Below are 20,526 nucleotides of genomic sequence, written 5' to 3'. Positions count from 1 at the left end.
TTTCAAAACTGTAACCCTTTCTTATTATACATCAATGAAAACCATCATTATAGGCGCCACATCGGGCATAGGTCGGGCTTTGGCAGAAAAACTGATTGCACAGGGCAATGAAGTAACCCTAACAGGCCGTCGTTTAGCCTTGCTTGAAGAAATCAGGAATGCCTATCCTGATAAACCGGTGCATATAGCTGAAATGGATATGGCAGATTTTGAAAACGCCAGAAAAATCATGCAAATGCTGGCCGATATCAATGGTGGATTTGACCAGATTATTATTAATGCCGGGGTGGGTTTTGGTAAGGCTACATTTGATGAAGAAATAAAAACCATAGACACTAACGTAAGAGGCTTTGTGGGCATTGCCCAATGGGCTTACGATTATTTTAAAAAGAAAGGTGGCGGGCACATTGTAGGGGTCTCATCAGTTGCAGCTGTGCGTAGCAGCCCTTATGCGCCGGAGTACCATGCCTCTAAAGCCTTTGTTTCGAGCTATATGGAAGGCCTGCGGCTACGTTCGGCAAAAAACAACCATCATATTCAGGTTACAGATATTAGGCCGGGTTTTGTTGATACACCCATGACCAAACAAAATAAAGGTATGTTTTGGGTGGCTACTCCTGAAAAAGCAGCGGCACAGATTGCGAATGCCATAGCAGCTAAAAAAAGTGTGGTTTATGTTACCAAAAGGTATGTTTTATTAGCAACTTTAATGAAAATATTACCCGAATGGTTATTGGCCAAAATCTTCTGAAATGAGACTTCTTCTTCTACTGACTATTTTTCTGGTATTGTTTGTATCTGCCTGCCGTAAGGTTGAAGACCTGGACACCTGCAGGTTGGTAAGGTTTGTGCAAGAAAACCCAAACAATAAAACATTTCATTATGATTTTATTACTTTAAAAGATGGCAGAATAGAAAAACTCCTCAGCTTTGACCTTAATGCCAGTAAAGATACAGTCAATAAAGTAATTGCATTTTTTGAGTATGATTCAAAAGGCAGAGTAAAAGCAGTAAGAGATGAGGCAGATTTGAAAAATATAAAAAGATTTGAAGGAACTTATGACGGCCGAGATAATGCCGTTAAAATTGTTCAGACCACCAACGGTGACCCCGATGATGAAATAACCGTGGAATATGACCTACGAAACAGACCCATTAATGTTTTGAGCAGGTATAAGCTGGGTATAAACAGAAGTATAGAATACAATAATCTTGGGAATCCCTTCAGGGTTTTCAGGTCTGACCTGGTCGCCCCGCCTACCATAACCGAACATACCTTCGACAATAAACGCAATTTCTTTTCGGGCATACCAGAAATAAAATTTTACTGGCTTGTACGCCCCCTCAATTCGTTTCTTCCATTCGGCGATAACAACATAGTTTCCTCAAAAGTATTTACTTTTCAGTCAGATTCATTCAAAGAAACTGAAAGCCTGCAATCCAAAAGAGAACTTACTTATAACGACAAGGGGTATCCGGATAAGATCAGAATCATCAGAAACGACCCGCCAGGCACAGTATCAAACACTTCTACTTTCAGCTACGACTGCCTTAAGTAATTTCTCAAGAGCGCTTCTGCCACAATCATATCTTCCGGCGTAGTAATTTTAATGTTTTCGTAGGCTCCGTCAATCAGGTTCACCGAATAGCCTGCCATTTCACAAACACTGGCACAATCGGTAAAAGAATCCTGTTCGGTCAATGCATAGGCAGCTTTAATCAAACCAGACTGAAATGTCTGAGGCGTCTGCATCAGGCGGTATTTACTTCTTTCAACAGCCAGATTTTTTCCATTATCATCTATTTGCCGTATAGAGTCTTTCAGCGGTACGCTGGTAACTGCACTTCCACTTTCTGCTGCTAAATCAAAAGACTGTTTGATGGTCTGGATATCAATCAATGGTCTTACGCCGTCATGTATGGCAACCAGGGCATCATCAGGCACAAATGCCAAGCCGTTTTTTACAGACTGAAAACGGCTTTTGCCACCAACAACTACTTGCAGCGAATCTAAATGAGGATTGGCGAAGTCTTCATAAGAAATAATTTCGCCCCAGAATTCAATATCTTTCTCTGGCAAAACCAGTATAATCCGGATACCCTCTACTTGTAGAAACTTTTCAATAGTATGCAGCAGTATAGGTTTACCAGATAAGGGCAGAAACTGCTTGGGTATATCGCTACCCATTCGCGAACCGCTGCCACCTGCTACTAAAACAGCAAATTTTTGCTTTTCCATCAGAATGTGTTTTAGGTAATAAACAAACCGGGAAATGAAAGCGCTCTCCATTTCCCGGTTCAATATATAGTTTATTTTCTTAATTCCTGTGTTAAAGAATCAACATCACATCGCCATAAGTAAAGAACTTATACTTTTCTTTGATGGCTTCATGGTAGGCCTGCATAATTAATTCGTAGCCACCAAAAGCACAAGCCATCATAATAAGAATAGACTCAGGCAAATGAAAGTTGGTAAGCAGTGAATTGGTAATCTTGAAGTCGTACGGAGGGAAAATGAATTTATCCGTCCAACCGTTATCCACTGGTTTCAGATGATTACTGGCAGATACAGAAGACTCAAGCGCTTTCAGCACGGTAGTACCAATAGCACAAATTTTACCTTCTTTATCTATTGAATCGTTCACAATCTGGCAGGTGTTATCCGGAATAAAGAAATTCTCTGAGTCGGTTTTATGTTTGGTTAAATCCTCAACATCAACCTGACGGAACGTACCTATACCGATATGAAGTGTAACCGGGCAGAAATTAACCCCGTTTATTTCCATGCGGCGTTGCACGTTTCTTGTAAAGTGCATACCGGCAGTTGGAGCCGCTACTGCACCTTCTTTATCTGCAAATATGGTCTGGTATCTTTCGCGGTCCTGGTCAGTAACTTTTCTTTTGATAATATCAATAGGCAACGGCGTTTCACCCAGTTCGTGGATGGTTTTCATCATTTCCTCATGCGAGCCGTCAAAAAGAAAACGGATAGTGCGCCCGCGGGAAGTAGTATTATCTATTACCTCTGCAACCAGGTCGCTATCACCAAAATATAATTTATTACCTACTCTGATTTTTCTTGCGGGGTCAACCAGCACATCCCACAAACGCATTTCTCTGTTCAGTTCACGCAATAAAAAAACTTCAATTTTGGCGCCGGTTTTTTCTTTTGACCCATATAAACGAGCCGGAAAAACTTTGGTATCGTTAACTACCAGGGTGTCTTTTTCACCAAAGTAATCAACAATATCCTTAAACATTTTATGTTCTATCTTTTTTGTTTTTCTGTTTACAACCATCATTCTCGCTCCATCGCGTTGTTCAGGAGGATACATGGCCACCAGACTATGAGGCAAATCAAATTTAAATTCTGAAAGTTTCATTTTATAGAATCCCCGATTCCGTAGAGAACGGAAAATTTTTGTTGAATTTCTTCATGTTTGGGGATAAATTTTACCTGCATGAAGAAAAAAAGGTAAAGGAATATTCCCTGACCTTCAGTTTTTTAGGTCGCAAATGTACTAAATCAAGATAGGGGGTGTCAAGTCTTTTGACATAAATGTTTGAAAATGAGATTAAACGGTTATGGTGCCTTCCAGATAAATTCTGGCTGAGCCTGCAATTAATACCCTGTTTTCATGAATTTTACAAAGTACTTTACCCCTCCTTGCTGAAACCTGCTCGGCCTTCAATGCAAATTTACCGGTTCTTTTTGCCCAATAAGGCACCAGTTTTGTAAAAGCAGAACCTGTTACGGGGTCTTCGTTAACACCTACGGCGGGGCCAAAGAATCTGCAAACAAAATCTAGTTCATCAGAGGCCGCCGGCGCCGTAACAATGATGCCTCTGGCTTTTACCTTTTTCAGTATACCGAAATCAGGTTGCAGGTTTTCAATATCATTTTGTGCGGCATATACCAGTACGTAGTCGTCTGCTGCGCGGTAAATTTCCAAAGGTAATTTACCAATGCCATCTACAAGTAAATCGGGCGCAGAAGCAGTTGCAATTGGCTGTACAGGAAAATCAAGTTCCAATAAATCGCCTGTATTTGTTACTTTTAACACTCCGCTTTTTGACTCAAACAAGATAGCATCTGCAATATAGTTAAGCCTTTTAAACAAAACGCAGGCAGTAGCCAGGGTTGCATGGCCACACAGGGCAACCTCTGCAACAGGAGTAAACCAACGGATATGATAACCGTTATCTGTTGGTACAAAAAAAGCAGTTTCTGAAAGATTGTTTTCAAGTGCAATGTTTTGCATAAGCTCTTCTGGCAACCATTCATTCAGAGGCACTACTGCCGCAGGATTCCCGCCAAATAATTTATCAGTAAAGGCATCAACCTGATATATAGGTAATTGCATACGTAGATTTTAATTAATTTCAGCTTTTTTTACCTGAAACCTGAATTTTTGTAAAGTAGAGCATTAAAACAATAATGCTTGTAAAATAGACTAGCGTGCGGGAGTCTACCAGGCCACGGCTGATTGATTCATAATGAAAGCTGAGGCCAAGGTAATCTATTGAATATTGCGTAACCCCATTGAATAGCTGGGCCAATTGATGAACACCATCATAAAGAATAAAACAACCAACCGAACCCAAAATGAAGGCAACCACCTGGTTATCGGTAAGCGAAGACGTAAACAGCCCGATAGATGCAAATACAGCACCCAGATAAAACAGGCCTATATATGAGCCGATTACCGAAGAAGTATCAATATTGGCCTTGGGGTTACCCAGAACCGACAACGAATAATAATAAAGCAATGTAGGTAAAAGCGCTATTACTATTAAAACAAATGAGGCCAGAAACTTACCGATAATAATTTGCCAGTCGGTTAGTGGTTTGGTAAATAAAAGCTCAATGGTACCTGATTTAAATTCTTCCGAAAAAAGACGCATGGTAATGGCCGGAATCAGAAAAATAAAAATGTAGGGCGCCAACTGAAAAAAGCTTGTCATGTCGGCAAAGCCGTAGTCTAGCACATTGCCCTCAAAAACCCAGGTAAACAAGCCAGCCAGAACCAGAAAAACCCCGATAACTATGTAGGCCACCAGCGAATTAAGAAAACTACTGAGCTCTTTTCTGAATATATTTAGCATGTATTAAAAATTCATTTCCGGTTTATCTCTCTTCATTATAGCTGATATGATTAAAGAACACACAAAACCAATTAGCATATAAACTAAAAGCCCTATAAGAAACATAAAACCTGGTGTTGTAAAAGGAGCAGATATTTCAATAGCCTGATTAATCTGTTCTTCTGTTAAGCCCTGGGCCTCCCAATTATCACGTTGCAGGTCTTGCATTTGACCCATGAGTGTTGTATCAATAAAAAAAATGTAAACGTAGGCAAAAACAGAAGAAATTACCCCGGTAACGGCACTAACCAGCGTACCAACGCCAAGCGACTCACCAAAACTAATAAAATTCTCGTTCAAGGCTCTGAATTCCCTGATGGCAAGAATAATACCGAATAAAAGAAAAAGATAATTCACAGCGCTAGAAAAACCGCTTTTGAACAAACCGGTTGTATAGCTTACCACTGAATAAATACCTGTAATTACGGCAATAATAATGCCCCACTTAAGAGCTACACGCGCAGTTGAGGGTTGTTCCATAATTGTTGATTCTATTTTAAATTCTAATTTAAACTAAAATTATTAAAATTTACGAGATATTGAAGGTATGTCGTCTGAAAATCAAAGAAATAATTGTTACGGCAATAATACAAATCTGTTTTTTGCCTATTTCGTCAAGAAAAACATACCCTGCAGACGGTACCTGTTTAGCCTGTTCCAACAGTTGGGTGTATTCCTGCAAGCCGAAGTTCTTGACATGGCTGTCTCTGATTTTTTCAATGGCCTGTATGTTTTCATTTACCCAAAGCATAATGGCTTCATTACCTGCCAATTGCAAAAAAATGAAATACGATGTGGCAGTAATAAAAGCAGCAAACAAATTGGTAAGAAAACCCACCGAAAAGCCTTCGGTAAAGGTTAAAACGCCTCGGTTAGTGGCCCGGTAGGTCCAGATGGCAATCAGAATAAAAAGAACGTTTATACCAAAGGCCGGTAGTTTGTAACGCCCGAACGGACTTTTATGAATACCATAAAACTGAATAAGCGCCACCAATATACAAATGGCAGCTGCCATGCTTCCATAAAGCAGCGAGTGTCTGATAATTCTGTTCTTTAGCATAATATCTTTTTCAAAAGCAGCGCTCAGGCTACCAGGTTCTTATTAACTACCGCAACTACCTTGCCTTTAAAAGTATGCCCCACAAATGGTGTATTTTTAGATTTTGAGCGGATATCTTTTTCAGTGAAAATCCATTCTAAATCAGGGTTAAACACAGTTAAATTGGCAGGAGACTCTTCTGTTATGGTGTTAGATGTTAAACGCAATAAACCTGCCGGATTAGTGGTAAGCTTGCTTATCAGTTTCTCAATCGATAACTGCCCGTAGGTATTGGCTACCGCAAAAGTGGTTTCAAGCCCTATAATTCCGAAATCTGCCATATCAAATTCCAGGTTTTTAGACTCTTCATCCTGAGGGTTGTGGTCAGACACAATCGCATCAATTGTGCCATCGGCCAGGCCGGCTACTAGTGCTTCTATATCAGCAACGGTTCTGAAAGGCGGGTTTACTTTCAGATTCGTATCAAACTCTTTCAAATCAGCATCTGTAAATACAAGTTGATGTGCGGCAATATCGCAGCTGACAGGCAAGCCTTTGGCTTTGGCCTCTCTTATTAATTCTACTGCTCTGGCGGTTGAAATAGTTGAAAAATGCAAAGCAGGGTTTTCTTTTTTCTCACTTACCTGGCTGTAGGCATATTCAAGTAATTTCAAGTCGCGCATAATAATCAACTCCTCTGCCGTTGACGGAATACCTTTCATACCCAACAACGTACTTTCTATGCCTTCATGCATCTGGCCAAACATAGCCAGCGTGGTCTCTTCCGGTCTATTCATCAATAAACCATCTATAGGATATAAATACTGAAGCGTTTTAAGCAGGATGTCGGCATTCCAAAGCGGGTGGTCGCCATCTGTAAAAGCCACGGCACCGGCATGATGAAGGTCAAGCATTTCTGTAAAGTCTTTTCCCTCACAGTTTTTTGTTACGGCTGCTGCAGGAAGTATGTCTACCACCTGGGTTTTAGAAAAACCTTTATAATAAGCAATAGATTCTTTGGTTTGAACAACAGGCTTTGTATTAGGTAAGGTAACAACAGTAGTAAAACCACCTGCTGCTGCAGCCCGGCATACAGAACTTAAATCTTCTTTCGATTCGTACCCGGGGTCTTTCGGCGATACACGCAGGTCTATCCAGCCAGTAGATACATGCAGGTTTTCTCCTTCAATCAGTTTATCTGCTTTTTCGTCTATAAGGTCAGCAATCCTGCTGATTTTACCGTCCTCAATTAGTATATCTTTTATCTGGCTGTTGTAGTCAGATTTGGCGTCTATAATCTTTACAGATTTTAGCAAAGTTTTCATTTTCCTATAAAAATTCAAAAAAAATGCCCTTAGCAGGGCATCTCTGTTTAAAATATCTTCGATTCGAATGTCATAATCTTATGCTTAGATAATTTTTTGGTAAGCCTCAGCATCTAACAAAGAGTCTATCTCAGCAACATTAGCTACCTCCACTTTAATCAGCCATCCTTCACCGTAAGGGTCAGAGTTTAACAATTCCGGATTGTTGGCCAGTGCTGAATTTACCTCAATTATTTTTCCGGACACCGGCAAAAATAAGTCAGAAACGGTTTTAACGGCCTCAACAGTACCGAAGATGGCGTTAGCCGCCAGTTCCTGTCCCTGGGTTTCTATCTCAACAAAAACTATATCACCTAATTCGCTTTGTGCAAAATAAGTAATACCAACCACAGCAACATTGCCACTTTCTAGCTTAATCCATTCGTGTTCCTGGGTGTAACGTAAATCTGAAGGAAAATTCATTTTTCGTGAAGTGTTTTATAATTTCGACCGCAAGTTAGTAGATTTGTCGGAAACTTGAAAAATTCCCGGTTAAAAAAAAGCTGATAAGCCAACAAAATAAGCCTTTACTGTTTTTGAATTACGAAACAAAACGCGCTTATCTTTGGCACACAATTATATACAATGCAAAAAAGGCTTTCAATACAAACATATATAGAGGGTGTATTATCCGGCAACAGGATGATACTTAGCCGTGCTATTACGCTTATTGAAAGTCAGTTACCACAAGACAAGGCTCTGGCACAACAACTACTTGAACAACTGTTGCCCTATACAGGTAAATCTATCCGGCTGGGGGTAACCGGTGTACCCGGTGTGGGTAAAAGCACTTTTATTGAGGTTTTTGGTAAAACCATTACCGCCCAGAACAAAAAAATTGCCGTACTGGCCATAGACCCCACCAGCCAGATTACCAAAGGCAGTATAATGGGCGACAAAACCCGCATGGAAGAGCTGGCGCATGACCCGCTTGCGTATATACGCCCATCGCCGGCAGGCAACAGCCTTGGGGGGGTAGCCAATAAAACCCGCGAGACAATTCTATTATGCGAAGCGGCTCAGTTTGAGGTAATATTAGTTGAAACCGTTGGCGTCGGGCAATCGGAAACAGTGGTAAAAGGAATGGTTGACTTCTTTTTGCTATTGATGCTGGCCGGAGCAGGCGATGAACTACAAGGTATAAAACGTGGCATTATTGAAATGGCAGATGCCATTGCCATTACAAAAGCCGACGGAGATAATATGCAGGCTTCTAAAAATGCCAGGCTTGAATACCTGCAGGCACTGCATTTGTACCCCGCCGCAGGCAATGGGTGGCAAACTCCTGTTCTTACTTGTTCTGCCTTCAATAATACAGGTATTGAAGAAATCTGGAACACGGTAATTGCCTATGTAAACCAAATGCAGCAGAACGGTTTCTGGCAGCAAAACCGACAAAAACAAAACCTTGAATGGCTGCATACATATATAAAACAGACACTGGAAGAAGAGTTTTTCGGTAATCCTGTTATAAGGAGTAGGATGAGCGAGGTTGAAACAAACATTTTATCGGGCAAAATGCTGGCTATTCAGGGTGCCAGAGAGTTGCTAAACAGTATCAGAAAATAATTAGAAAAAATAAAGACAGGTGTTGTATGATTAATTTTCATGTTGAAGATATTGATTTCAGGTTGCAGCAAAAGCTTAAGATTAAAAACTGGCTGAAGCGTATTATTGAAGAGGAAGGCTTTAAGGCCGGAGATATCAATTACATTTTCTGCTCAGACGACTACCTGCTGAAAATTAATATTGAATACCTTGATCATGACTTTCTGACGGATATTATCACTTTTGACAATTCGGAAGAAGAAGAACGCATTGAAGGAGACATATTTATTAGTATTGACCGCGTAAAAGACAATGCCACGGCATTTCAGGCTAGTTTTGAACATGAACTGAAACGTGTACTGGCACACGGGGTTTTACATCTTTGCGGCTATATGGATAAAACAGATGAAGAAGAAAAACTGATGCGCGCAAAAGAAAATCAATATTTGCAATTGTTTCAGTAAGCGCATCAGTATAGATGGTTATTTAATCATTTCTTTTATTTTTTGTATCAGTACCTCATTAATCCGTATGTACGATTCGTGAGTCCAACCGGCTATATGGGGTGTAAAAATAACCTTGTCTGACATAATTAACTGTTCAAAAGTTCCTTTCGAATCTTCTGACAACTGGTGAAGTTTTTCGTTCTCAAGCACGTCGAGGCAGGCCCCTGTAATTTTACCCGATTTAAGGCCCGCCAGAATAGCATCAAGCATTACTATTTCTCCTCTGGCTGCATTTACAAAATAGATACTTTTGGCAAAATTGTTTAAAAAGGTATTATCTACCATTTTGTACGTTTCGCGGGTTAGCGGTATGTGCAAACTTAAGATATCGGCCTCTGCAAAAATAGCCTCCATTGCTGCCTCCTTTATGTATTCATCAGAAAAACCCGATTTGTATTTGTCATAAACCAGTACCTTGCATCCAAAAGCAGCAAACCTTCTGGCGGTTTCTGAACCATTGTTGCCATAGCCTATAATACCTACGGTTTTTCCGTAAAGCTCATAACCTCTGTTTTCTTCTCTCAGCCATCTGCCTTCTCTTACCTGCCTGTCTGCTATGAGCAGATTATTCATTAAAACCAGTAGCATACCCAGTACATGTTCGGCAACGGCAACCCTGTTGCCTTCATTAGCTGCAAATACTACTATGCCTTTTTGGCTTGCCAGCTCTTCATCAATTAAATCAAGCCCCGCCCCTGCCCTGCCAATAAATTTCAGCGAATTTGCATTTTGCAGTAGTTCGTCATCAACAAAGGTTTTGCTTCTGATTATCATGCCCACATAATTACCCAAACACGTAATTATCTCCTGCCGTTTTATTTTGGGCTGGTAATCTGGTACCAGGCCAATACCGTCAAGCATAGGCATGATACTCGGGTGCATTTCATCCACAATCAAAACAGAACCTTTCTTACCGGGCTTAATTGTATTCACAGTATTTTTTTTATCGTATGTTTGTCAGTAAATTGCGGCAAAATTACGTTTGCCAACCATATTGTCAAACAAATATCGGCAAGAATCAATACATATTTGTCGGAAAACCCACCGCCTGCCCGATAACATATCATTTAAGAAAGAATTGAAATAATTAAATCAATAGAAAAGTGAGCGAACAACATAAACCCGTAATTGGCATTAGTATCGGCGACATGAACGGCATCGGACCGGAAGTGATACTGAAGGCAGTTGGAGGAAATCGTTTAAACAGAATATGTACACCTGTTATTTATGGCTCAGGGAAAATCATAAACAGGTACCGGCAAATGCTTGAACTAAAAGACTGGCAGTTTTTTACGATACAGAAAATTGACCAGATTAACCATAAGCAGGTAAATGTAATTAATTGCATGAACGACCAGAACCTGGAACTACAACCTGGTAAAGTAACGCCGGAAGCCGGTAAACTGGCGTTTGAGTCATTGAAAAGAGCCGTGGCCGACCTGAAAGCAGGCAAGTTAGATGCTTTGGTAACAGCGCCTATTAATAAGCATAATATACAGAGCGATGAGTTTAAGTTTCCTGGCCATACTGAATACCTGGCCAGTGAATTTGAAGTAGAAGACGTCTTGATGTTTATGGTGAGCGAAACACTTAAGATAGGCGTAGCCACCGGACATGTACCTATTGAGCAGGTAAAACAAAAAATAAACAAAGAACTGATAATTAAGAAAATAGAGCAGATACATACTTCATTGAAGAGAGATTTCGGTGTCCAGAGACCACGCATTGCGGTTTTGGGGCTGAATCCGCATGCGGGTGAAAACGGTTTACTGGGTAATGAAGAGAAAGAAATTATACAACCGGCTTTAACAGAACTAAAGAAAAAAGGCACGTTGGTTTTTGGGCCGTTTCCGGCTGATGGCTTTTTCGGAACTGCCGCCTGGAAACAGTATGATGCTGTTCTGGCCATGTACCACGACCAGGGGCTGATGCCATTTAAGATGCTGGCATTTGAAAACGGTGTAAACTTTACAGCCGCGCTACCAAAAGTGCGCACATCGCCAGACCACGGAACAGCCTATGATATTGCCGGAAAAAATGAGGCAGATGAGTCGTCTATGATTCATGCCATCTATACGGCTGTTGATGTGGCCAAAAACAGGGCTGAATTAAGTGAACTGGAGGCTAATTCGCTGAAAAAGAAAAATATAGTGCTGAAAGAAGCCAGCATGGAAGATTAAGCATAAAAAACCCGATGGAATTAGTTTCATCGGGTTTTTTATTAGAACCTTAAATTTCAAGATCTTCAAACGGGCTTCTGAGGTTGGCCAGGTCAATATTGGCCAGTTGATAATAGATTGAAGTAGTTTGAAGGTACTTATGGCCCAGAATATCTTTAAGCAGGTGTATGTCCATTCCTCGTTCCAGACAATGCACCGCATAACTATGGCGAAGTGTGTGAACCGTGGCGTTTTTATCAATTTTAGCTTTCTGCAAAGCCTGCTGAAAAACCAACTGCACACTACGCGGGCTGTATGTTTTTCCTTTTTCGCCTACAAATAACAACTCTTCAGGTTTATGTTTTTCAAAGTAAGCAATCAGAATAGGAATCAGTTTTGAGGGAATCCTGAGTTTGCGGCCTTTATCTGTTTTTGAAGAAGGAATGGTAATATGGCGGGCCTGCCAGTCAATATCATTAATTTTAAGCACAAGCACATCGCTCAGCTTTAAGCCAAGGGCATAAATTGTGGCCATTAAAGCTTTATGCTTGGGGTTATCAAGCACGCTTATAATACATTCAATTTCTTTCTCGGTCAGTACCTCAGGCAGCGTATCTTCTTTCATGCGGCCTGAACTCTTTATTCCCAGCTTGCGCTTGAAAATCAGTTCAAAAAAAAGCTTAATGGCTTTTCCTGCCTGCTTTGAAGCCTCAGACCCGGCCCCCTTCCTTTCGCTCAGTTCCAAAAGATAATTAGATACAAGTTCATCGGTGATTTTGCTTTGCGGCAGGTCACGAAAATGGTTGTAAAAAACAAAAATGGCGTTTCTATAAGCGGCTATAGTTTGGGAGTTGTACTTTCCCTTCTTCAGAATTTCTGTAAATCGCTCAATGAGATGGGTCACTGTTGGGCAATTTTTTAATTAAGAAATGGTTTAAACTTTTCTCTGTGGTGTTTGGCTATGTCAGAGATGAAAGCACAAAGTTGATATTAAAAAACGAAACTAGGCGCCTTTTTTAAAAAATTTTGCAAATGAAACATTATTTTTAAATAAAAAACCACATTAGCGGGCACTGAACTCCAAAAATTACTATTTTCAAAACCTGATTAAAGCCAACCGTATCAAAGCTGACTAAGCATGCTATTAACGTTTATTTTTATTTACCTTCTGGGAACAGTACTTGTAGGGTGGTTTGCCTCTAAATTTGTTAAAACAGCCAGTGATTTTGCCATTGCAGGCCGCAGAATGCCAACCTACGTGGTTGCGTCGGGTCTGTTTGCTACCTGGTTTGGCTCAGAAACGGTTATGGGGGCGTCATCAGAATTTGTGCAGAATGGCCTGTTGGGTGTCATTGAAGACCCCTTCGGGGCGTCGTTATGCTTACTGCTCATAGGCTTATTTTTTGCACGCCCGCTTTATAAACTAAACATTCTTACGTTCAGCGATTATTTCAGAATCAGGTACAGCAATAACCTTGAATGGATTTCGGCACTTTTTCTTATACCCTCTTATTTCAGTTGGATCGCTGCTCAGTTAGTAGCCCTTGCCATAGTTTTACAGGCCATTGCGGGTATCCCCTTTGTTTATGGTGTCTTGATATGCGCCTCGGTGGTTGTGTTTTATACCTATGTGGGTGGTATGTGGTCGGTATCTATTACAGATACCATTCAAACAGCCATTATTATAGTAGGTATGCTTATTTTAATGCTAGAGCTTTTGGGTAAAATTGGCGGCTGGGGCGAACTGATAAACAAAACCCCAACGGGTTTCTTCAGATTTGTACCCAAAGAGCATTCATTCAGCAGTTGGATAACCTATTTTGCTGCCTGGATAACCATTGGCTGGGGTTCGATACCTCAGCAGGATATTTTTCAACGGGTTTTGTCGGCCAAATCAGAGAAAGTTGCCGTAAGAGGTGCGTACTGGTCGGCGTTTATGTATATGAGCGTGGCTTGTATGCCTTTAGTAATTGCGCTGTGCGGAAGTTTGCTGTATCCTGACATAAAAGCAGGTGATACCCAGATGTCCATTCCGTTTCTGGTACTGCGTCATTCTGGCCTGGGTATACAAATACTTTTTTTTGGGGCTTTGCTTTCTGCTATATTAAGTACATGCAGTGGGGCTGTGCTGGCGCCGGCAACTGTTGTAGGCGAAAACCTGCTTAAGCCTCTATACGGTCATAAGCTGTCTGACAAAAGACTTTTGCAAATTATGCGGCTTTCAGTAATTGGTATTACAATGGTGAGCGTTATATTATCGCTCAACAAGGCTGAAATATATGAGTTGGTGGGCGAGTCATCAGCCGTTAGTCTGGTGGCTTTGTTTGTGCCGTTGGCATGTGGCCTGTACTGGAAAAGAGCGTCGGCACTAGGGGCGTTACTTTCAATGGTTATGGGCATGACCGTCTGGCTTACTTTACAATTTTATCCGACCGATACACCCGGTATTATTTATGGTCTGCTGGCCAGTATTACAGGAATGATCGTCGGTTCATTCATTAAACCCAATGACAAACTACCTGTCGGTTGAAGACTTTAAAAGTCATCAGCTACCACATATTGGCAAATTGATTGCAGGTCTTCAGGAACTGATTATGAATGCTCATCCTAAAATGCAGGAGCATTTCAGTATCAATACCCCTATGTACAAAGTGAAGCATGATGTGTGCTATATAGGCAAAATACACCCCAAAAAGGGTCTGGAATTGTGTTTTCTGAGAGGTTATCAGTTATCTAACGAGCAGGGACTTTTAGATGCGAAAGGCAGAAAGTATATACAAGGCATCACTTTTACTGATATTGACGACTTACAGAACAAAAAACAGTCTTTTATTGAAATACTAAACGAAGCGCTGATACTTGATGAAATGAATGAGCGAAACGTATTTACCGATATGCTTCAGACAGCCCGCCGGAAAAAATCATAAACTTTGTGCGGCAATCCAGGCGCCTGTCCAAGCCGCCTGAAAATTAAAACCGCCCGTTACGGCATCAATATTCAGTACCTCGCCGGCCATGTATAGATTGGGATATTTTTTAAGGCTGAAAGTACTGAAATCTACCTCTGCCAGGTCAACGCCTCCGGCTGTTACAAATTCTTCTTTAAATGTACTTTTACCTTTAACACTAAAGCGGCAGTCGGTCAATTGTTCTACCAGTTTTGCTATGTGTTTTTTACCTGTTTCTGCCCATTTCTGGTATTCTCCTACCCCAGCGGCCATGCACAAGCTTTTCCAAAGCCTGATTGACATACCAAACTCTGCATTAGCCAGCACATTCTTTTTAGGCTGGTTTATAATCTGCTGGTGTAGGTGCTGCCTAACTTTTTCAATATCCGGCGCACCCAGCCAGTTTATAGATATGTTAAATTCGTAGTTGGCATCGTGCAGGTCACGGGCAGCCCAGGCCGACAATTTCAGAATAGCAGGGCCAGACAAACCCCAATGGGTAATAAGTAAGGCTCCATTAGAAGTGTAGGCATTCAGTGCTTTATTTTTAGAATCGTTCAGCCTGCAGATAACATTTTCTGTGCTGATACCCATTAAATCCTGTATGCGCTCGTCTTTAATATTAAAAGTAAACAAAGAAGGAACAGCCGACACCGTTTCAATACCCAGGTTCTGTAATAATTTCCAGACAGCGCTATCGCTTCCGGTGGCTATCATTAGCTTTTTTGTAGTAAACTGCCTGTCACCAATGGCATTCAATTGCCAGTTTCCGCCATTGTTTTCAATGCTTTCAACACGCGTATTGGTAATAATTTCAATCCTGTTTTTATAACAGGCTTCTAAAAAGCAATCAATAATGCTTTGCGATGAATTACTGACCGGAAACATCCGTCCGTCAGATTCTTTTTTTATTCTTACTCCCCGCCTTTCAAACCAATCAATGGTGTGTGCCGGATTAAATCTTTTAAAGGGCTCCAGCAATTCCTGGTTACCTCTCGGGTAAAAATTAATGAGTGCCGAAGGCTCAAAACAGGCGTGGGTTACATTGCAACGCCCACCGCCAGACACCTTAACTTTTTGTAAAACATCTCTGCCGCGTTCCAGAATAGCAATCCGCAGGTTTTTGTTTTTTTCGGCAGCATTAATAGCCGTAAAAAAACCTGCTGCTCCACCACCAATAATGAGAAGGTCGTACATGATAAAATTAAAAAGGTTAAAAAAAAGTCACCTTAGCTGATATTCAAGCTAAGGTGACTAATGGCTGCAAAGCAAGTGTTTATAAGGCAGATTTCAAAATACTTGCTGAATAATATCAGTATTTTACATATTTGTTTTCAAAATACTCCCTTTTTTCACGAAGCACTTTCAAAAGCGGCGCAATTTCTTTCACGTCTTGTCCATGCTCAAATGTAACTTTATGTCTCGAATCGTTCATGGTTATTTCAACCCATTCAGCACCGCCATCAGCACAGTCAGGGCAGCCAATCACCTCTTTCAAGTTTTTAAACTGGTCAAAATCAACACTTTTTACCAGCTCATTCATATAATCTGTAGTAAGTTTCTCTTTATACGTTTGTGGGTCACCACCCTGAGAACCACGGCCACTGTTAAAATAAATTGTAAACGAGGCTTCGTCGCCCATTAATGTCAATTCTCTTTTGCATGGGCCCAGGCACATACCAAATGAGGTACCGTGCTTAATGACCATTGTATTCAAATCCTTTGAATTTTTCGTCATAACATCATCCGATTGTTGTTCACAGCCTACAAAAGATAATGTGGAAAGAATGATGCCTATAAAAAGTTGAATTTTCATTTTTATAATAGATTTTTGTGTTTGAATTGATTCTATACTCAAGGATTCAGTTTCTAATAAAAAGGTTGGAACCATGACAACAAAACAAATACAAATAATAGTACAAGCTGTAAACGCAGCTGAAAAATATGTTACCAATACCATAAACTTATTGGAGGAAGGCGCTACTGTACCCTTTATTGCCCGCTACCGTAAAGAAATGACAGGTAGTATGGATGAAGTGCAGATAGCCCAGGTGAAAGATTTGTACGGAAAATTTCAGGAGGCGGATAAGCGGCGGGAGGCCATTATTAAGTCGATTGAAGAACAGGGGAAAATGACTCCAGAGCTGTTGGAAAAGCTTCGCAATGCTTTGTATCTGAACGAACTGGAAGATTTATACCTGCCTTATAAACAAAAGCGAAAAACACGTGCCACCATGGCTATTGAAAAAGGTCTGGAACCGCTGGCAAAAATCATATTTGCGCAAAAAGACCGTAACATTGAAGCCATAGCCGAAAAATACCTGAACGATAAAGTTGAAAGCATTAATGATGCCCTGCAAGGTGCAAGAGATATAATGGCCGAATGGATTAATGAAGACATACAAGCGAGAAATGCCGTGAGGAAGATATTTGACCGGGAAGCCATTGTTACAGCCAAAGTAAAAAAGGGCAAAAAGGAAGAAGGAGCCAAATATCAGGATTATTTCGAGTTTTCAGAACCATTATCGCGCATTCCATCTCATCGTTTGCTGGCCATCAGGCGAGGCGAAGAAGAGGGAATATTGTCTGTTGTTATATCAATAGATGAAGAACGCGGTGTAGATGCCCTTGACAGAATTTATCTGCGAGGCTTGCCTGAAGCCAAAGATCAGGTGGCTGATGCCATCACAGATTCTTATAACCGATTGCTGAAACCTAGTATTGAAACGGAGTTTTCGAACCTCTCGAAACAAAAAGCAGATGCAGAGGCCATCAAGATATTTACAGGCAATTTACGGCAATTGCTTCTGGCGTCTCCGCTTGGGCAAAAGCGTGTGCTGGCCATTGACCCGGGTTTCAGAACAGGCTGTAAAACTGTGGTTTTGAACGAGCAGGGCGATTTGATTTACGACACGGTTATATATCCGTTCGATAAGAAAATGGAGGCCGAAGGAATGGTAAAAAAACTGGTGATTGATTATAAAATACAGGCCATTGCCATTGGTAACGGTACTGCCAGCCGTGAGACCGAGGGTTTTGTGAAATCATTAAAGCTGGATAAAATACAGGTGCATGTGGTGTCTGAACAAGGGGCTTCTATCTATTCGGCTTCTGAAATTGCACGAGATGAGTTTCCTAAAAAAGATGTAACAGTACGTGGCGCAGTTTCTATTGGCCGGCGATTAATGGACCCACTTGCCGAACTGGTTAAAATTGACCCCAAGTCAATCGGAGTCGGTCAATACCAGCACGACGTTGAGCAGAAAATGCTGAAAGAAAGTCTGGATTCAGTGGTTGAAAGCTGCGTGAATCTGGTGGGTGTAGAACTCAACACTGCCAGTAAGCATTTGCTTAGCTATGTATCTGGTCTGGGCCCTGCTCTGGCTCAGAACATTGTTGAGTACCGCGCGCAGAATGGTGCATTTGGGTCAAGAGCCGAATTGAAAAAAGTACCTCGTCTAGGCGCTAAAGCATTTGAGCAATGTGCAGGTTTTTTGCGTATTAATGGTGCAAAAAACCCGTTGGATAACTCGGCAGTGCATCCGGAAACCTACCCGATTGTTGAGAAAATGGCTAAAGATTTAGGCTTGAAGGTGTCTGACCTGATAAATAATGCAAGCATAAAATCGAAAATAAACCTGAATAACTATGTAACCCCAACTGTGGGTTTGCCTACACTGAACGATATTTTATCTGAACTACAAAAACCAGGCAGAGACCCCCGCGAGGCATTAGAAGAGTTTGAGTTTTCGGCTGATGTACACAAAATAGATGACTTGAAAGAAGGTATGGTGTTACCCGGTATTGTAACCAATATAACGGCGTTCGGGTGCTTTGTTGATATAGGAGTGCATCAGGACGGGCTGGTGCATGTTTCACAAATGGCCAACCGTTTTATTAAAGACCCCAATGAAGTAGTAAAGGTGCATCAGAAAGTGCAGGTGAAAGTAACAGAAGTAGACATACCCCGTAAACGTATTGCCCTGAGCATGAAGTTCTGATGCCATTACCCAGGCGGAACGAATAAATATGTTTTAAAAGTATGATTGATTGGTTCCCCCTGGTGAACAATAATTTCTTAATGGCACGAACTTTTCATAAATTTTTTTTGTCTTATAATGACCATGGGGACGACCGGTTTTGACGGCGTGAGTGGTTGCGAGTAAAAGCATGTCAGGAGTTGGTAGAACCTCCTGTTAAAAATTCTTCCGAACAATAACTGGCAATACTTCGTATGCCATGGCTGCTTAATTCCGGAGTGAATTAAACTTTTAGCCACATTCCGCCCTGGCTAACCTCTGCCGCGGGGATTCCGGAGTGTCGACCTGCAGAGGCGATTAAGTGCGGGGAACTTGTTCTTGATTAGTATTTAGGTTTCTAAGGAAAAGATCCGGTATGTCGGACACCTACCTTTTCTCGAAAATTAAGACCGAATAAACATGTAGAAGGCTCGACAAGTGCCATGTTCGGACCAGAGTTCGACTCTCTGCGTCTCCACAAAAAAAGCACCTTTAAAGGTGCTTTTTCTTTTTTCAGCCAGTAAAAAAACTTAGTTCTTCTTTGATTTTGCCCTGAACCACAGATAGGATACGAACTTTGTAAATGCGTTCAGATAAATGTATCTATCCGGAAAAACAATTAACCTGGGCCGCTCAAGTTTACTGGTTACAGAATAAAACTGAACCAATTTGTTGATTAGGCCTATCCAGCTGAGGGGTTTATCTTGCAGGTTTTTATAGATAATATTATATTTGAATTTAGGCCATACGCGGTCATAGTGCTTGCCTGCCTCCCAGAAATCAAAAATTCTTTGTTGTATCTGCTGTTCAAAACTGTTGAAATTTGCAGGCTCAAAAAACAGATTATTCATAATGGCATTACCCACTTCAAACACCTTCCGCATCTTCATCTCGGCCGACCAATTACTTAAAACTTGGTCATCATGTTCAGGGAAACTATTCCGGTAAGCAATCAGGTCACAAAAATCTTTTAACCTTACCCAGCACCCCCTGCCTCCGTGGTGATTCATAATCATCTTGAAAATAATTTCAGAATTGGGTACCAGTAATTGCTGATTCTGGAAGTTTTCAACCACAGACTTGCTAAGCATATCATCTACCTCCAATACATAATCATGAAATTTTTCACTTATCGACCAGTGGTAATCAATATGTACTCTGACGGCAGGGCCAAAAATTTTATCAAAACCAATTTCCTGATTTTCATTGCGTGTCAGCAGCTCATTTATCAGTTCGTCATTTATTTCAACAGAATCTTTCTGGTTATAATGACCCAGACTTAATATGTACCCATCTTCCAGAAGCAACTTAACGCCTTTCATGGCGTGTTCAGGCTTTACGATTATATCTACATCTACACTTTCTCTTACAATTTGGTTTTTATAGATTTTCTCTGAAAACAAAATACCTTTATAAGGTATGGCTTGAACATTATTTTCACTAAAAAAATGAAGAATCCTACCCAGTTCTTTTCTACTTGCCAGGTGGTTAATAACCTGTTGGTGTGTAAATCTCTTCAGATTATCCACGTATTCGTTCTGAATACCTACCCTGCGGCAGGCTTCATATAAAAATGGACGTATGCGATGGTAAAAAGCCAGTCCATGCAGGCGTGTCCAGTTAACTTTAGGGTCATTAATCAGGTTTTCAAAATAGGTGGAATTTTCTTTTAAAAGCGTCAATTTAATTGCCTCTATCAAAATCAGCAGCTCTAACGTAAATTGTTTTGTACGTTTATCCATATTAAGTTTTGCTATAAATCTATATAACTGAGGGTGCAGTTAAAGTCACGAAATAA

General features: G+C 40.9%; 21 protein-coding genes and 1 other RNA gene. 9 read left to right on the top strand and 13 right to left on the bottom strand.

Annotation, left to right across the window (positions count from 1 at the left end):
- The first annotated feature begins 34 nt into the window (after window positions 1-34).
- The gene (locus tag MB380_RS09835; protein WP_253535060.1) at window positions 35-751 is read left to right on the top strand and encodes an SDR family NAD(P)-dependent oxidoreductase; all 717 of its coding nucleotides are present in this window, start codon (window positions 35-37) and stop codon (window positions 749-751) included.
- Window position 752: 1 nt separating this feature from the next.
- Window positions 753-1,559, top strand: a complete 807-nt coding sequence (locus MB380_RS09830) for a hypothetical protein (protein ID WP_253535058.1) — start codon at window positions 753-755, stop codon at window positions 1,557-1,559.
- On the opposite strand, the gene MB380_RS09825 is transcribed toward MB380_RS09830, so the two are convergent.
- From MB380_RS09825 to gcvH, 8 genes are all read right to left on the bottom strand, one after another.
- A complete protein-coding gene (locus MB380_RS09825; RefSeq protein ID WP_253535056.1) occupies window positions 1,541-2,239 on the bottom strand; it encodes a 2-C-methyl-D-erythritol 4-phosphate cytidylyltransferase in 699 nt (232 codons plus the stop codon). The genes MB380_RS09830 and MB380_RS09825 overlap by 19 nt on opposite strands.
- Before the next feature lie 91 nt (window positions 2,240-2,330).
- Window positions 2,331-3,383: a tRNA preQ1(34) S-adenosylmethionine ribosyltransferase-isomerase QueA gene (gene queA, locus MB380_RS09820; RefSeq protein WP_101727173.1), complete on the bottom strand. Its 1,053-nt coding sequence runs from the start codon at window positions 3,381-3,383 to the stop codon at window positions 2,331-2,333.
- A 192-nt stretch (window positions 3,384-3,575) separates the two neighbouring features.
- Entirely contained in the window at window positions 3,576-4,364 is a 789-nt protein-coding gene (locus MB380_RS09815; protein WP_253535055.1) for a PhzF family phenazine biosynthesis protein, read from the bottom strand.
- 19 nt (window positions 4,365-4,383) lie between these two features.
- Window positions 4,384-5,106: a gliding motility-associated ABC transporter permease subunit GldF gene (gene gldF / locus MB380_RS09810; RefSeq protein ID WP_253535053.1), complete on the bottom strand. Its 723-nt coding sequence runs from the start codon at window positions 5,104-5,106 to the stop codon at window positions 4,384-4,386.
- Between the two features lie 3 nt (window positions 5,107-5,109).
- The gene (locus MB380_RS09805) at window positions 5,110-5,625 is read right to left on the bottom strand and encodes a DUF4199 domain-containing protein (RefSeq protein ID WP_253535051.1); all 516 of its coding nucleotides are present in this window, start codon (window positions 5,623-5,625) and stop codon (window positions 5,110-5,112) included.
- A gap of 49 nt (window positions 5,626-5,674) precedes the next feature.
- Window positions 5,675-6,205, bottom strand: a complete 531-nt coding sequence (locus MB380_RS09800) for a DUF4199 domain-containing protein (RefSeq protein WP_253535039.1) — start codon at window positions 6,203-6,205, stop codon at window positions 5,675-5,677.
- A 23-nt stretch (window positions 6,206-6,228) separates the two neighbouring features.
- A complete protein-coding gene (locus tag MB380_RS09795; RefSeq protein ID WP_253535037.1) occupies window positions 6,229-7,509 on the bottom strand; it encodes a dihydroorotase family protein in 1,281 nt (426 codons plus the stop codon).
- An 84-nt stretch (window positions 7,510-7,593) separates the two neighbouring features.
- Complete coding sequence (gcvH, locus tag MB380_RS09790; protein ID WP_253535034.1) at window positions 7,594-7,971, bottom strand: glycine cleavage system protein GcvH; 378 nt, start codon at window positions 7,969-7,971, stop codon at window positions 7,594-7,596.
- A 162-nt stretch (window positions 7,972-8,133) separates the two neighbouring features.
- Here gcvH and meaB point away from each other — a divergent pair, with 162 nt between their 5' ends.
- Both meaB and ybeY read left to right on the top strand, forming a co-directional pair.
- The gene (gene meaB / locus MB380_RS09785) at window positions 8,134-9,117 is read left to right on the top strand and encodes a methylmalonyl Co-A mutase-associated GTPase MeaB (protein ID WP_253535032.1); all 984 of its coding nucleotides are present in this window, start codon (window positions 8,134-8,136) and stop codon (window positions 9,115-9,117) included.
- A gap of 26 nt (window positions 9,118-9,143) precedes the next feature.
- Window positions 9,144-9,560, top strand: coding sequence for an rRNA maturation RNase YbeY (gene ybeY / locus MB380_RS09780; RefSeq protein WP_253535029.1), 417 nt, complete (start codon window positions 9,144-9,146; stop codon window positions 9,558-9,560).
- An 18-nt stretch (window positions 9,561-9,578) separates the two neighbouring features.
- Here the strand turns inward: ybeY and MB380_RS09775 are convergent, their stop codons facing one another.
- A complete protein-coding gene (locus MB380_RS09775) occupies window positions 9,579-10,535 on the bottom strand; it encodes an NAD(P)-dependent oxidoreductase (RefSeq protein ID WP_310587379.1) in 957 nt (318 codons plus the stop codon).
- Window positions 10,536-10,705: 170 nt separating this feature from the next.
- Between MB380_RS09775 and pdxA the strand changes: the two genes are divergently transcribed.
- Window positions 10,706-11,782, top strand: a complete 1,077-nt coding sequence (gene pdxA / locus MB380_RS09770; protein ID WP_253535027.1) for a 4-hydroxythreonine-4-phosphate dehydrogenase PdxA — start codon at window positions 10,706-10,708, stop codon at window positions 11,780-11,782.
- Window positions 11,783-11,831: 49 nt separating this feature from the next.
- Here pdxA and MB380_RS09765 read toward each other — a convergent pair whose 3' ends face one another.
- Window positions 11,832-12,665, bottom strand: coding sequence for a tyrosine-type recombinase/integrase (locus MB380_RS09765; protein WP_253535024.1), 834 nt, complete (start codon window positions 12,663-12,665; stop codon window positions 11,832-11,834).
- Between the two features lie 234 nt (window positions 12,666-12,899).
- Between MB380_RS09765 and MB380_RS09760 the strand changes: the two genes are divergently transcribed.
- Both MB380_RS09760 and MB380_RS09755 read left to right on the top strand, forming a co-directional pair.
- Window positions 12,900-14,291 carry a sodium:solute symporter family protein gene (locus tag MB380_RS09760; RefSeq protein ID WP_253535021.1) on the top strand — a complete coding sequence of 464 codons (1,392 nt, stop codon included), beginning with the start codon at window positions 12,900-12,902 and terminating at the stop codon, window positions 14,289-14,291.
- Complete coding sequence (locus tag MB380_RS09755) at window positions 14,269-14,688, top strand: DUF1801 domain-containing protein (protein WP_253535018.1); 420 nt, start codon at window positions 14,269-14,271, stop codon at window positions 14,686-14,688. The genes MB380_RS09760 and MB380_RS09755 overlap by 23 nt, the downstream gene beginning before the upstream one ends.
- Here MB380_RS09755 and MB380_RS09750 read toward each other — a convergent pair.
- Together MB380_RS09750 and MB380_RS09745 are read right to left on the bottom strand one after the other, a co-directional pair.
- The gene (locus MB380_RS09750) at window positions 14,683-15,906 is read right to left on the bottom strand and encodes an NAD(P)/FAD-dependent oxidoreductase (RefSeq protein WP_253535016.1); all 1,224 of its coding nucleotides are present in this window, start codon (window positions 15,904-15,906) and stop codon (window positions 14,683-14,685) included. The two genes, MB380_RS09755 and MB380_RS09750, sit on opposite strands and share 6 nt — an antisense overlap.
- Before the next feature lie 115 nt (window positions 15,907-16,021).
- The gene (locus MB380_RS09745; protein WP_253535014.1) at window positions 16,022-16,447 is read right to left on the bottom strand and encodes a hypothetical protein; all 426 of its coding nucleotides are present in this window, start codon (window positions 16,445-16,447) and stop codon (window positions 16,022-16,024) included.
- Between the two features lie 151 nt (window positions 16,448-16,598).
- Between MB380_RS09745 and MB380_RS09740 the strand changes: the two genes are divergently transcribed.
- On the top strand, window positions 16,599-18,710 hold the full coding sequence (locus MB380_RS09740; RefSeq protein WP_253535011.1) for a Tex family protein: 2,112 nt from the start codon (window positions 16,599-16,601) through the stop codon (window positions 18,708-18,710).
- Between the two features lie 125 nt (window positions 18,711-18,835).
- Window positions 18,836-19,209, top strand: a transfer-messenger RNA (tmRNA) gene (gene ssrA / locus MB380_RS09735).
- A 49-nt stretch (window positions 19,210-19,258) separates the two neighbouring features.
- On the opposite strand, the gene MB380_RS09730 is transcribed toward ssrA, so the two are convergent.
- Window positions 19,259-20,470 carry a nucleotidyltransferase family protein gene (locus tag MB380_RS09730; protein WP_253535009.1) on the bottom strand — a complete coding sequence of 404 codons (1,212 nt, stop codon included), beginning with the start codon at window positions 20,468-20,470 and terminating at the stop codon, window positions 19,259-19,261.
- Window positions 20,471-20,526 lie beyond the last annotated feature (56 nt).

This window comes from Emticicia sp. 21SJ11W-3, from assembly GCF_024138715.1.
Classification (GTDB): domain Bacteria; phylum Bacteroidota; class Bacteroidia; order Cytophagales; family Spirosomataceae; genus Emticicia; species Emticicia fluvialis.
The sequence above is the reverse complement of the archived record's forward strand: the minus strand, read 5'-3'. Positions and strand labels throughout refer to the sequence as shown.